Annotated in this window: 10 protein-coding genes; 3 read left to right on the top strand and 7 right to left on the bottom strand. The window is 65.8% G+C overall.

The window, feature by feature from the left end; all coding sequences use genetic code 11:
- Positions 1–10 precede the first annotated feature (10 nt).
- Both G3572_RS01545 and G3572_RS22010 read right to left on the bottom strand, forming a co-directional pair.
- Positions 11–1,825 carry an ABCB family ABC transporter ATP-binding protein/permease gene (locus G3572_RS01545; protein ID WP_164608916.1) on the bottom strand — a complete coding sequence of 605 codons (1,815 nt, stop codon included), beginning with the start codon at positions 1,823–1,825 and terminating at the stop codon, positions 11–13.
- Positions 1,826–1,886: 61 nt separating this feature from the next.
- Positions 1,887–3,536 carry a LysM peptidoglycan-binding domain-containing protein gene (locus G3572_RS22010; RefSeq protein WP_240335372.1) on the bottom strand — a complete coding sequence of 550 codons (1,650 nt, stop codon included), beginning with the start codon at positions 3,534–3,536 and terminating at the stop codon, positions 1,887–1,889.
- A 130-nt stretch (positions 3,537–3,666) separates the two neighbouring features.
- Between G3572_RS22010 and G3572_RS01535 the strand changes: the two genes are divergently transcribed.
- Positions 3,667–4,221, top strand: coding sequence for an LOG family protein (locus tag G3572_RS01535; protein ID WP_164608915.1), 555 nt, complete (start codon positions 3,667–3,669; stop codon positions 4,219–4,221).
- Between the two features lie 50 nt (positions 4,222–4,271).
- On the opposite strand, the gene G3572_RS01530 is transcribed toward G3572_RS01535, so the two are convergent.
- From G3572_RS01530 to hisI, 3 genes are all read right to left on the bottom strand, one after another.
- Positions 4,272–4,706 carry a baeRF12 domain-containing protein gene (locus G3572_RS01530; RefSeq protein WP_164608914.1) on the bottom strand — a complete coding sequence of 145 codons (435 nt, stop codon included), beginning with the start codon at positions 4,704–4,706 and terminating at the stop codon, positions 4,272–4,274.
- A gap of 141 nt (positions 4,707–4,847) precedes the next feature.
- Positions 4,848–5,447 (bottom strand): superoxide dismutase, encoded by a 600-nt coding sequence (locus G3572_RS01525; RefSeq protein ID WP_164608913.1) that lies wholly within the window; start codon positions 5,445–5,447, stop codon positions 4,848–4,850.
- Between the two features lie 94 nt (positions 5,448–5,541).
- Entirely contained in the window at positions 5,542–5,913 is a 372-nt protein-coding gene (gene hisI, locus G3572_RS01520; RefSeq protein WP_164608912.1) for a phosphoribosyl-AMP cyclohydrolase, read from the bottom strand.
- Positions 5,914–6,000: 87 nt separating this feature from the next.
- Between hisI and G3572_RS01515 the strand changes: the two genes are divergently transcribed.
- Both G3572_RS01515 and G3572_RS01510 read left to right on the top strand, forming a co-directional pair.
- Positions 6,001–6,462, top strand: coding sequence for an iron-sulfur cluster assembly scaffold protein (locus tag G3572_RS01515; RefSeq protein WP_164608911.1), 462 nt, complete (start codon positions 6,001–6,003; stop codon positions 6,460–6,462).
- Positions 6,463–6,514: 52 nt separating this feature from the next.
- Positions 6,515–7,921 carry a methyl-accepting chemotaxis protein gene (locus G3572_RS01510; protein ID WP_164608910.1) on the top strand — a complete coding sequence of 469 codons (1,407 nt, stop codon included), beginning with the start codon at positions 6,515–6,517 and terminating at the stop codon, positions 7,919–7,921.
- 346 nt (positions 7,922–8,267) lie between these two features.
- Here G3572_RS01510 and recG read toward each other — a convergent pair whose 3' ends face one another.
- Positions 8,268–10,352, bottom strand: coding sequence for an ATP-dependent DNA helicase RecG (gene recG, locus G3572_RS01505; RefSeq protein WP_164608909.1), 2,085 nt, complete (start codon positions 10,350–10,352; stop codon positions 8,268–8,270).
- A complete protein-coding gene (gene ligA, locus G3572_RS01500) occupies positions 10,349–12,469 on the bottom strand; it encodes an NAD-dependent DNA ligase LigA (RefSeq protein WP_164608908.1) in 2,121 nt (706 codons plus the stop codon). The genes recG and ligA overlap by 4 nt, the downstream gene beginning before the upstream one ends.
- Positions 12,470–12,490: the final 21 nt, after the last annotated feature.

Here is a 12,490-nt window from a genome sequence, read left to right as displayed (position 1 = left end):
AAAGACGGCCCTATGCCGCCTCTTCCTCTTCTTCCGCCGATTGCCGCGCCCACATGGCCGCATAGCGTCCGCCATTGGCCAGCAGCGCCTCATGCGTGCCCTGCTCCACAATCTCGCCTGCCTCCAGCACGATGATCTGGTCGGCATCGGCAATGGTTGACAGGCGGTGCGCGATGGTGATCACGGATCGCCCCTTGCCCATCAGCAACAAGCTGTCCTGAATGTCGCGTTCCGTCTGGGTGTCGAGCGCGCTCGTCGCCTCGTCCAGTATCAGGATCGGCGGGTTCTTGAGCAAGGTGCGCGCAATGCCGACCCGCTGCTTTTCCCCGCCCGACAGCTTCAGCCCGCGCTCGCCCACCGTCGTCTCATAGCCTTCGGGCAGCGACATGATGAAATCGTGGATGCGCGCCGCCTTCGCCGCGGCCTCCACTTCCTCGCGTGTCGCGCCAGCGCGGCCATAGGCGATGTTGTAATAGACCGTATCGTTGAACAGCACCGTATCCTGCGGCACCACGCCGATCTGGCCGTGGATGCTGGTCTGCGTCACATCGCGCAGGTCCTGCCCGTCGATGCGGATCGCGCCGCTCGTCACATCGTAAAACCGGAACAGCAGCCGCCCGATGGTCGACTTTCCCGACCCCGAAGGCCCCACCAGTGCCACCCGCTGCCCCGGGGCCACGGTAAAGCTCACACCCTTGAGGATAGGCCGCGTCGGGTCATAGTCGAAGCGTACGGCGTCAAAGGTCACCTCGCCTTGGCGCACCGCCAGATCGGGCGCGCCGGGCTTGTCCGTCACCTCGGCAGGCTGGCCCAAAAGCCCGAACATCTCGCCCATGTCCACCAGTGCCTGCCGGATTTCGCGATAGACGGTCCCGAGGAAGTTCAGCGGCATGGTGATCTGGATCATGTAGGCGTTGACCATCACGAAATCGCCCACCGTCAACTGCCCCGCCTGCACCCCGCGCGCCGCCATCACCATCACGATGACCAGCCCCGTGGTGATGAGGAACGCCTGCCCGAGGTTCAGGAAGGCCAGCGAAAGCCCTGTCTTGACCGCTGCCACCTCATAGCGCTGCATCGCGTTGTCATAACGCTGTGCTTCCATCGCCTCGGCGTTGAAGTACTTCACCGTCTCATAGTTCAGCAGGCTGTCGATGGCCTTCTGGTTGGCATCCGTATCCTGCGCATTCATCTCGCGCCGGATCGCCACGCGCCATTCGGTGACCTTGAAGGTAAAGGCCACATAGATCGAAATGACCACCACCACGACCGCCGCATATTGCCAGCCGAACACCAGCGCGAAGATGATCGACACCATGCTGAGTTCAAGGATCAGCGGCCCGATCGACAACAGCATGAAGCGCAACAGGAAGTCGACGCCCTTCACCCCGCGTTCGATGATCCGGCTCAGCCCCCCCGTCTTGCGGGTGATGTGATAGCGCAGCGACAGGCGGTGGATATGGGTGAACGTCTCCAGCGCCAGCTGGCGCAGCGCACGCTGGCCCACCCGCACGAAAACCGCATCGCGCATTTCCTGAAACGCCACCGTCATCAGGCGGGCCACGCCATAGGCGATCGTCAGCCCCACCGCCGCCAGCCCGAGCAAGGTGCCGGTATCCGGGCTTTCCCCCGCCAGCGCATCCACCGCCTGCTTGTAGATCGCCGGGGTCGAGACCGAGACGATCTTGGCCATCACCAGCAATAGCAGCGCGCCAACCACCCGGCGCTTTACCCAGGCCTCGCCCGGGGGCCATAGATAGGGGACAACACGGGCCATGGTCTGAAAACCGGTGGCCGGGGCATCTTTCGGGGCAGGATCAAACATAGGGGGCCTCTTTTCCGGCCCCAATACCTAGGGGGTGGCGCCAGAAATGGCCAGAGCCTCGTTAGGGTTTGGCCGGAATAGTAAAGACCTGCCCCGGATAGATCAGATCGGGATTGCGGATCTTGTCGCGGTTGGCCTCATAGACCTGCACATAGAGGATGCCCTCGCCGAAATTCTCGCGCGCGATGCCCCAGAGGGTAAATCCGGGCTGCACCGTCACCGTCACGGGGGGCGGAGGTGCTGCGGGCGCGGCGGCGGCATCGGCCACCACCGGTTGCGGCGCATCCGCAGCGCTCGCAGCAGGGGCCGGCTCAGCGCCAGCCGCCGCAGGCAGCGGCTCGGCGGGGTTTGAGGGCGTGCCGGTTTCCGGCGGCGCATCGGCTGCGGCATCGGGCTGGGCCAAGGCGGCCAGCGTCTCCAGCGTCTCGCGCTTGAACGGCGTCTCGAACCGCGCCGTGACCTTGCCTGCCGCGTCGATCTGGTCGATCCGCAGCGTATAGACACCGGGGGGCGTGTCGCCCAATGTCACCTGCCACTGACCGGCAGCCGAGATCGCCGCCTCGGCCACCGCCGCGCTGTCCAGATAGAGGCGCACGGCTTGTGCCGCCTCGCCCCGTCCCGAAAGCTGCACCGCGCCGGTAGGAGAATAGGAGATCGCGTCCAGCACCACCGCTGCGGCTTCGCTGCCCGCCACCCGCTCGGCAGGGGCCTGCACCAGCGCGGCCCCCTCCTCTGTCACAAGCAGCGCGGCAGGCGGGGCCGCAGGCTCTGGCGCTCCTTCCGCCGCCGCGACCACCGCATCGGGGGCCGCGTCAGCCACCGCCTCAGGCTCCGCAACCACCTCGGCCACGGCCTCAGGCTCCGCATCCGCGCCAGCTTGGGCCAGAACCGCCCCGGGCGCGTCATTTACTGCGGCAGGTGCTTCGGCAGGTGCTTCGACCGGTGCTTCGGCGGGGGCCTGCTCCGCTTGCGCCAGCACTTGCGGTCCGGCAATCGGCCCCAAGGCCACCGATTGCGACGAAACCGGCCTGCGCCCGTCCTCGAGCACCGATTCAAGCGTCATCAGGCTGGCATCGGCACTGGGCGGCAGGGTGAACAGAAGGGCAAAGCTGCCATCGCGGCCCGCCCGCGTCTCGGCCACCGCCGCGCCGTTCACCAGCACCTGCACCAGCGACAGGGGGGCGGCTCGGCCCGCGACCACGGCAGAGCCATCGGCCTGTACGCGGTAACTGTCAAAGCTGGGCGCCACCGCTTCTGAGAGCGGCGCGGCCTCGGCGGCAGGCTCGGCGCGTGCCTCAGCCGCTTCCGCCACATCCTCTTGCGACGCCGCATCGCCGGCGGCGGCGGTGCCGGCCTCTGCCTCCACGGCAATGTCTTCGTCCCCTTGGGGCGCGTCAGCCGCTTCGGCCACATCGCCGGGGGCTGCATCATCGGCGCCAGCGGGTTCCGGTGCGGGTTCTGGCACCGCTTCGGCCACTTCTTCCGCCGCCACTTCTTCCGCCGCCACTTCATCAGACGCCGCGGCGACCTCCCCGGCCGGAGCCGCTTCCGGCGCCGTCGCCGCAGGGCTCGCGGCCATCGGGGCTGGCGTGGCCGATGTCTCCGGCTCCGGCTTCGGCCAGATCAAGGCCAGCACCGCCACCACCACCGCAGCCCCCGCCGCAACACTTGCCGCCCGCGCGCCGCCGCTCATGCCCTGCCAAACCGTCATCGCATTTCCCCGTCACATCCCCGGCCCGTCACCGCCGGACCAGCGAGGCCTGTTTCCGGCCCCTGCTTTCCTTTGCATAGGAACCCCGATATCACTGGGCTTGCAACGAAAATACCATCAGGATGCTCTTATGACCCCGCTTCGTTCTGTCTGTGTCTTTTGTGGATCACGTCCCGGCCAGTCGCCAGCCTATGCCCAAGACGCGCTCAGCCTCGGCAACGGTCTGGCACAGCATGGCTGGCGGCTGGTCTATGGCGCGGGCGATGTCGGCCTGATGGGAGAGGTGGCGCGCGCCGCCATCGCGGCAGGTGCCAGCACGATGGGGGTGATCCCCACACACCTGATGGGTAAGGAACGCGGCAAGCGCGACCTGAACCAGCTGGTCATCACCGAGAACATGCACGAGCGCAAGAAGGTCATGTTCATGAACTCGGATGCCATCGTGGTCCTGCCGGGCGGCGCGGGCAGTCTGGACGAGTTTTTCGAGGTGCTGACATGGCGGCAGATCGGCCTGCACCGCAAGCCGATCTTCCTTCTTGATACCTCTGGCTATTGGCAACCGCTGATCGCGCTGATGGATCACGTCATCGCACAGGGCTTTGCCGAAGACCACCTGCGCACCGCCTATACCAGCGTGCCGGACGTTCCGGCGCTTCTTGCCGCGCTGGAGCAGGCTTTATCCTGATCCAGCAACGGTTTACGCGCCAAAGCGCAGGCCATGCACGAACTGTGCCGTCAGGCGGCGCGCAGCATCGCATCATTGATGACGGTCACCACCTGCTCCAATGGCTTGTGCGTCAGTGTCTTGGGCAACATGATCACAACGCGCCCGCGCAAATTGTCATCCAGCCGCGTGCGGATCGCTTCCAGCAAATGCGGCGGCGCGGCTATCGCCAGACGCGAGGTGCGCGACTGGCGCACCGCAAAAGACAGGCGCGTCATCAGCATGGCCACCATTGCCGTTTCCGCCAGCCGTGCGCGGTCGCTGGCCTCGGCTCCGCCCGCACGCGCCCCATAGGACAGCCTGTCCGCCGCCCCTTCGCTGCCCGGCGTCGAAATCCGGTCAATCACCCGCAGATCGGGCGCCGAAACCGTGCCGGCATTTTCCAGAATCATGGCGCCGTCACCGTCCACCACCACCAGCCAGCAGTTGCGTGTCATCGTCGTCATTTGGCCTCCCATCGTTTCTTGTTTGCTCTCGCCCCTAGATGGGAAGTCCGGCCTACAACGCCAGTGTGACACCTTGACCGCAGCAAAAAACCCGCGCAAGGCCAACTTGCGCGGGTTTTGTTTTAAATCAACAGCTTAGGCTTACATGCGGGCTGCGACGGCTTCCCAGTTCACCAATTTGTCAAGAAAGTTCGTCAGGTAGGCGGGGCGCTTGTTGCGGAAGTCGATGTAGTAGGAATGTTCCCACACATCACAGCCCAGCAAAGCAGTCTGGCCAAAGCACAGCGGGTTCACCCCGTTCTCGGTCTTGGTGACCTTCAATGCGCCCGAGGCGTCCTTCACCAGCCATGCCCAGCCCGATCCGAACTGGCCCGCACCGGCCGCCGAAAACTCTTCCTTGAACTTGTCGACCGACCCGAAAGCCTCGGTCAGCGCTTTTTCCAGCTCGCCCGGCATCTTCTTCTCGCCCGGTCCCATGATTTCCCAGAACAGGGCATGGTTCCAGTGCTGGCTGGCGTTGTTGAAGATACCGTTCTGCGCCACGGCGGTCTTGTTATAGGTGCCGACCACGATCTCTTCGACCGACTTGCCTTCCCACTCGGTTCCGGCAATCAGCTTGTTGCCGTTGTCGACATAGGCTTTGTGGTGAATGTCGTGGTGATATTCCAGCGTCTCTTTCGACATGCCAAGGTCCGCCAGCGCATCATGGGCGTAAGGCAGGTCGGGAAGTGTGAAAGCCATGGTTTTCATCCTTTTGTCGATTGTGGTTGGGGCAAATAGCTGTGTTTCCGCGCGAAAGGTCAAGACCCGCCACCGGTAAAGCCGAGATAATAGCTCAACTATTCGTCGCAGCCATAGGTTCCATGACAATCACCTCGGCCCCGTCGCGCACCACGGTGTAAAAGCACGACCGGCGGTTGGTGTGGCAGGCCGGACCCTCTTGGCGCACCCGAACCAGCAGGCAATCACGGTCGCAATCGACCCGCAACTCCACCAGATGCTGCAAATGCCCCGACGTCTCGCCCTTGACCCAGAACGCCGCGCGCGAGCGGGACCAATAGGTCACGCGGCCCGTCTCCAGCGTCCGAGCCACCGCATCGGCGTTCATCCATGCCATCATCAGCACCTCGCCGCTGTCGTCATCCTGCGCGATACAGGGAATCAATCCGTTCGCATCATACTTTAGGCTTGCGGGGTCAAAAGCCATGCGCGTTCTCCTTGGCGTCTGCGGGGGATCGGTCTATCTAAAACAGGTCAGAAGGAAAAGCGCCATGCACCCCAGCGGTCTCGTTAAATGAGCGACAGTGACCTGATCAGCCTGTATTCCGGCCGCATCCTCGAACTCGCGGCGGATATCCCGCACCACGGCCGCCTGCCCCAGCCTCAGGCGACGGTGCGCAAGCGCTCGCCCCTTTGCGGCTCGACCGTGACGGTGGATGTGGTGATGGAAGCGGGCCGCGTCACCGCCTTCGCGCAGGACGTCAAGGCCTGTGCCTTGGGTCAGGCCGCGGCCAGCCTGCTGGGTCAGGCGGTTCTGGGCCGCACCGCGGCAGAGCTTGCGGCGGGGCGCGACGCCTTGCGCGCCATGCTCAAATCCTCGGGCCCCGTGCCGCCCGCCCCCTTCGCGGGCTTTGAGGTGCTGACCCCTGCCCGCGACTACAAGAACCGCCACGCCTCCATCCTCTTGGCAATCGAGGCCGCCGCAGAGGCCGCCAGCAGCGCGGATGCTGCACAGAAAAATGCGGGGGATGCCTAAACGCACCGTCTCTCCGGCCCGTCTTTAACGGTTCCAAAGCAAGAGGCCAGAGATGAACGTATTGAAGCCGGTGGAAGCTGAACCCGACCTCGACGTGCTCGACCATCTTTACGGCACCGCTATCCACCTCGGGCATGATGTGGTCGCGGTCGCCGGTTTCATCGACACCCTTGATACCACGACACAGGACCAGCGCGCCCTGATGCAGCGCGCCAAGGTGGCGGTCGAGGCGGTCGCACGCGAGAACGCCGCCGTGCGCGAGGCCACGGATGTTCTGGTGCAGACCGTCGCGCAGACGCTGGAAGGCGTGGAACACTCCTCGCGCCAGATCCGCGACAGCAACGTGGAAAGCCAGCACGTTGCCGAATGGGTGCAGACCCTGGCCGCGCGGATGCTCTCGGTGGCGGGCACCCTGACCGAGATGCAGAAATCGGCGCACCAGATTGGTGAAATCGCCATGCAGGTGAACATCCTTGCCATCAACGCCAAGATCGAAGCGGCCCATGCCGGCAGCGCCGGTCGCGGCTTTGCCGTGGTTGCGGATGAAATCAACGCCCTGTCGCGTCGCACCGCAAAAGCGACAGAGGCTATCCGCCATGCCATCGACGGGCTGACGAACGGGATCGGCGGGCTGCGCACCGAGGCGGAACAGGTGGCGGTGCGGGCGGGCGATGCTCTGACCGGCGCGGCAGGGATCGACACCGCGCTGGGTGACATCGCGCAAAGCGTCCGCTCGGGACAGATGGCGGCGCAAGGCATCGCGCAATCCGCCGCAAGGGTGCAGGCCGCGAATGACACCTTCACCCCCCTGTTTGACGCATTGCTGACCGCGTCCGACACCACCGCCACCGGCATGACCCGCGCGCGCGAACAAACCTCGGGCCTGATCGGGCTGAGCGAAAGGCTGGTGCAAAAGGCGGTGCAACTGGGCGCGCGCTCGGCGGACGGGCCGATGATCAACCTTGTGCGCGACGCCGCCAGACAACTCGGCGCGCGGCTGGACGCGGCCGTTGACAGCGGCGAGATCCCGCTCGCCACCCTGTTCGACCAGCGCTATCGCCCGATCCCCGGCACCAACCCCGAACAGTTGCTCGCCCCGTTCACCGATCTGACGGACAGGCTCTTCCCGGCGGTGCAGGAAACCGTCCTGACGATGGACCCGCGAATCGTGTTCTGCGCGGCGGTGGACCGCAACGGCTATCTGCCGACCCACAACGCAAAGTTCAGCGCCCCGCAAAGCCGTGATCCAGTCTGGAACGCCGCCCATTGCCGCAACCGCCGCATCTTCGACGACCGCGTCGGTCTGGGGGCCGGACGCAATACCGAACCCTTCCTGCTGCAAGTCTATCGCCGCGACATGGGCGGCGGCACGTTTGCAATGATGAAAGACGTCTCCGCCCCGATCCGCGTCAAGGGGCGGCACTGGGGCGGCCTGCGTCTGGCCTATGCCTTTGAATGACGGCCCCTGAGTGAAAAAACCGCCGCATGTCAGTGACATGCGGCGGCAAGTGGCGTGTCTGTTGCGCGCAAGGGGCACCACTTGGGGACAGGTGCGGGGCGCGCGATCGGGCAGACCGCAGGCAGTGTCAGAACGAGGTAAAGGACAGGCAGACAAAAAGCGTGGCAAACAGGGCCGCGACACCCGCCAGATCTTCGATCAGCGTCGCGCGGGACCGGGTGACGATATCCTTGACTTGGGCAACCATGGCATCCTCCTGCTTGCTTGTTGCCATATTGTTCTCACACGTTCCCCGTGTCTGTAAAGAACTTTTTAAGAACATTCGGGAACAAATTAAGATTTTTGGTCAGCCCACGGCGATCAGCCGGATCGCGCGGTCCTGATCGAGCAGCCAGAGCAGCAGCCGTGCCGCCTGCCCGCGCGGGCTGGTCAGCCCGGGGTCGACCGTCAGCAGCGCCCGCGCATCCGACTGCGCCACCGCCATCAGCGCCCCCTGCCGCTCCAGATCGGCCACGCGAAAGCGCGGCAGCCCCGATTGCGCCGTGCCGATCAGGTCACCCGCCCCCCGCATCGCCAGATCTTCCTCGGCAATGCGGAACCCGTCCTCGGTGTCGCGGATCGTGGTCAGCCGCCGCTCTCCGGCCTCGCTCAGCGGCGCCTGATACAGCAGCAGGCAGGTCGATTGCGCCGCCCCGCGCCCGACGCGCCCCCGCAACTGGTGCAACTGCGCAAGACCGAAGATTTCGGCCCGCTCGATCACCATGATCGAGGCGTTGGGCACATTCACCCCGACCTCGATCACCGTGGTGGCCACCAGAACCCGCGTCTCGCCGCGCTGGAACCGCGCCATCGCGGCATCCTTCTCGGCGGGGGGCAACTGGCCATGCACAAGCCCCACCTGATCGCCCAGCGCGGCGCGCAGACTGGCAAAGCGGGCCTCGGCACTGGCGTAATCCAGAACCTCGGAGTCCTCGACCAAGGGGCAAACCCAATAACATTGCCGCCCTTCGGCGACCGCACGGGCCAGATGCGCCACCACCTCCTCGATCCGCGCGGCGGCGATCATCACGGTCTTGATCGGCTTTCGCCCCGCCGGTTTCTCGTCCAGCACCGACACATCCATATCGCCATAGCTGGCCAGCGCCAGACTGCGCGGGATCGGCGTCGCCGTCATCACCAGCACATCGACCGCGCGGCCCTTGGCCCCAAGCTCCATCCGCTGCGCGACGCCAAAGCGGTGCTGTTCATCCACGACCGCCAGCCGCAGATCGTGAAAGGCCACATCCTTCTGGAACACCGCATGGGTGCCCACCAGCACCGCAATCCGCCCCTCGGCCAAATCGCGCAGCTTGGCCGCCCGCTCGGCCCCCTTGTCGCGCCCGGTCAGCAACTCCAGCCGCACCCCCGCCGCCGCCGCCAACGGGGCCAGCCCCTCATGATGCTGGCGCGCCAGAATCTCGGTCGGGGCCATCATCACACCCTGCCCGCCCGCCTCGGCGGCGATCAGCAGCGCCATGAAGGCCACGAGCGTCTTGCCCGCCCCCACATCGCCCTGCAAAAGCCGGTTCATCCGCAAGGGCGCGCCCATGTCGGCGGCAATCTCGGCCACCGCGCGGGTCTGCGCGCCCGTGGGCGCATAGGGCAGACTGGCCAGCACCCGCGCCTGCAATACGCCCGAGCCGCATGTCACCACGCCCTTTGACTTGCGCAGCGACGCCCGCGCCAGCGACAGCGTCAACTGATGCGCGAACAGCTCGTCATAGGCCAGACGCGCCCGTGCCGGATCGGTCTGGGCCAGCGCCGCCGGCCCCTCAGGCCGATGCACCGCCGCAATCGCCGCGCGCCAGTCCGGCCAGCCTTCGCGCGCCTTGAGGCTGGGGTCGATCCATTCCGGCAGGTCGGGCGCACGCGCCATCGCCCCCTCCACCGCCTTGGCCAGCAGCCGCTGCGTCACCCCCGCGGTCAGCGGATAGACCGGCTCATAGACAGGCAGCGCCACCGCCTCGTCCAGCCGCAGCACATGGTCGGGATGCACCATCTGCGCGATGCCATCGAAAAGCTCGATCCGGCCCGAAACGATGCGCCGCTGCCCCGTCGGCAGCAGCTTTTGCAGATAGTCGCCGCGCGCATGGAAGAACACCAGCGCCCATTCCAGTTGCGCATCGCGGACCATCACGCGGTAAGGCTTGCCCTTGCTGCGCGGCGGAAAATGCGCGCCCACCTCCACCTCGACCGTCAGCACGGTGGGCGGCACCACATCGCGCACCGAAGCCTTGCGGCTGCGATCCACCCCCGAATGGGGCAACAGCAGCAACAGGTCCTTGGGCCGCGTGACGCCCAGGCCTTCCATCGCGCGCGCGGTCTTGGGGCCAACCCCCTCCAGCGTATCCAGATCCGCAAAGAGCGGAAACAGGGCTTCGGGCCGGCTCATGCGCCCTCGATCAACGCAAGCCAGCCATCTTCATCCAGCGTGGTGACCCCGTGCTTGGCCGCCTCTTTCAGCTTGGACCCGGCCCCCGGCCCCGCCACCAGAATATCGGTCTTGGCGCTCACGCTGCCCGCCACCTTGGCACCCAGCGCCTCGGCCCGCGCCTTCGCCTCGGCCCGCGTCATCTTCTCCAAGGTGCCGGTAAACACCACCGTCTTGCCCGCAACAGGGCTGTCGGTCGCGGCCTTCCACACCACGGGCTGCACCTGCAATTGCGCCACCAGCGCGTCAATCGCCGCGCGCTCGGCCTCGTTCTGGAACGCCGCCGTCAGGCTTTCCGCAAGCGTTTTGCCCACCCCGTCAATCGCCAGCAATTCGGCCCAGGGCTCGTTGCCCGGCGCGGCATGGGTCACCGCCGCCTCGAAGGTCTCCCATGTGCTGTAGTGCCGCGCCAGCAATTGCGCCGCAACCTCGCCCACATGCCGGATGCCCAGCGCAAAGATCAGCCGGTCAAGCCCGATCCGCCGCCTGTCCTCGATTGCGGCAAACAGCTTGCGGGCCGAGGTTTCGCCAAAGCCGTCGCGGTTCTTCAACCGCTTCAACCCGTTGGCGGCATCACGCTCTGCCAGCGTGAAGATATCCGCCGGAGTTTTCACCGGCAGGTCGGCATCGCGGAAGAACATCTCCACCTGCTTGGCACCCAGACCTTCGATGTCAAAGGCATGGCGGCTGACGAAATGCTTCAGCCGTTCCACCGCCTGCGCGGGGCAGATCAGCCCGCCCGAGCAGCGCCGCACCGCATCCCCCTCCTCGCGCAGCGCAGGGCTGCCACATTCGGGGCATTCATGCGGAAAGACATAGGGTTGCGAGCCGCTGTCCCGCCGCGACAGGTCCACATCAGCCAGTTTCGGGATCACATCCCCAGCGCGGTAGACCTGCACCCAGTCGCCAATACGAAAATCGCGCCCGCCCCGAATTTCCTGCCCCTTGGCATCCCGTCCGGCGATGTAATCCTCATTGTGCAGCGTCGCATTGCTGACCACCACACCGCCCACCGTCACCGGCTGCAACCGCGCCACGGGCGAGAGCGCCCCGGTGCGCCCCACCTGAATGTCGATGCCCAAAAGCGTGGTCCAGGCCAGTTCGGCAGGAAATTTATGCGCAATCGCCCAACGCGGCGTGGCCGAACGGAACCCGAGCCGTGCCTGCAACCCCAGATCGTTGACCTTGTAGACCACGCCATCGATGTCATAGCCCAAGGTCGCCCGCTGCGCCTCGATGGCGCGGTAATGCGCCAGCATCTCCTCGGGCCCGTCGCACAGCCGCGTCAGCGGGTTGGTCTGAAAACCAAGGGCCGCCAGCCGTGCAATCGCCTCGTATTGCGTGGCGGCAAGCGGTTCAGACAGCGCGCCCCAGCTATAGGCGAAAAAGCGCAAAGGGCGCGCGGCAGTGATGCTGGCATCCAGTTGCCGCAAGGACCCTGCGGCCGCATTGCGCGGATTGGCGAATGTCTTGCCCCCTGCCGCCGCCTGCCGTGCGTTCAGCGCGGCAAAATCGTCGTGGCTCATATAGACCTCGCCGCGCACCTCCAGCACATCGGGTGCGCCGGTCAGGCGCTGGGGAATGTCGCCGATCGTGCGGGCGTTTTCGGTCACGTTCTCGCCCACCTCGCCATCGCCGCGCGTGGCCGCCTGCACCAACACGCCCCCCTCATAGCGCAGGGAGAGCGACAGCCCGTCGATCTTCGGCTCGGCAGTAAAGGCCAAGGCCCCGCTGCTGTTCAGATATTTGCGCACCCGGTCTTCGAAATCGCCGATGTCGCCGTCCTCGAACGCGTTTTCAAGGCTGAGCATGCGCACCGAATGCGCCACCTTGCCAAAGCCATCCGCCACGGCGGCCCCCACCTTGTCGCTGGGGCTGTCGGCCCGCTTCAGCGCAGGGAAGCGCGCCTCGATCGCGGCATTGCGCTGTTTGAGCGCGTCATACTCGGCATCCGAGATCTCGGGCGCGTCCAGCGTATGATAGGCCCGGTTCGCCGCAGCCAGCGCTTCGGCAAGGCGCGCCAGTTCGGCGCGCGCCTGATCTTCTGTCAACTGTTTGACTGACGTTCCGGCCATCATCCCCTCCGCTTGCCCCCCAAG

It is taken from the genome of Pseudotabrizicola algicola (assembly GCF_010915705.1).
Taxonomy (GTDB): Bacteria; Pseudomonadota; Alphaproteobacteria; order Rhodobacterales; family Rhodobacteraceae; genus Pseudotabrizicola; species Pseudotabrizicola algicola.
This window is presented reverse-complemented; position numbering and strand designations above follow the sequence as displayed.

Excerpts from the sequence above, each read along its gene's own strand:
- G3572_RS01525 (WP_164608913.1), bottom strand. The coding sequence starts at position 5,447 with ATGGCTTTCACACTTCCCGACCTGCCTTACGCCCATGATGCGCTGGCG.
- G3572_RS01535 (WP_164608915.1), top strand. The coding sequence starts at position 3,667 with ATGACCCCGCTTCGTTCTGTCTGTGTCTTTTGTGGATCACGTCCCGGC.
- G3572_RS01545 (WP_164608916.1), bottom strand. The coding sequence starts at position 1,825 with ATGTTTGATCCTGCCCCGAAAGATGCCCCGGCCACCGGTTTTCAGACC.
- G3572_RS01515 (WP_164608911.1), top strand. The coding sequence starts at position 6,001 with ATGAGCGACAGTGACCTGATCAGCCTGTATTCCGGCCGCATCCTCGAA.
- ligA (WP_164608908.1), bottom strand. The coding sequence starts at position 12,469 with ATGATGGCCGGAACGTCAGTCAAACAGTTGACAGAAGATCAGGCGCGC.
- recG (WP_164608909.1), bottom strand. The coding sequence starts at position 10,352 with ATGAGCCGGCCCGAAGCCCTGTTTCCGCTCTTTGCGGATCTGGATACG.
- G3572_RS01510 (WP_164608910.1), top strand. The coding sequence starts at position 6,515 with ATGAACGTATTGAAGCCGGTGGAAGCTGAACCCGACCTCGACGTGCTC.
- G3572_RS22010 (WP_240335372.1), bottom strand. The coding sequence starts at position 3,536 with ATGACGGTTTGGCAGGGCATGAGCGGCGGCGCGCGGGCGGCAAGTGTT.
- hisI (WP_164608912.1), bottom strand. The coding sequence starts at position 5,913 with ATGGCTTTTGACCCCGCAAGCCTAAAGTATGATGCGAACGGATTGATT.
- G3572_RS01530 (WP_164608914.1), bottom strand. The coding sequence starts at position 4,706 with ATGACGACGATGACACGCAACTGCTGGCTGGTGGTGGTGGACGGTGAC.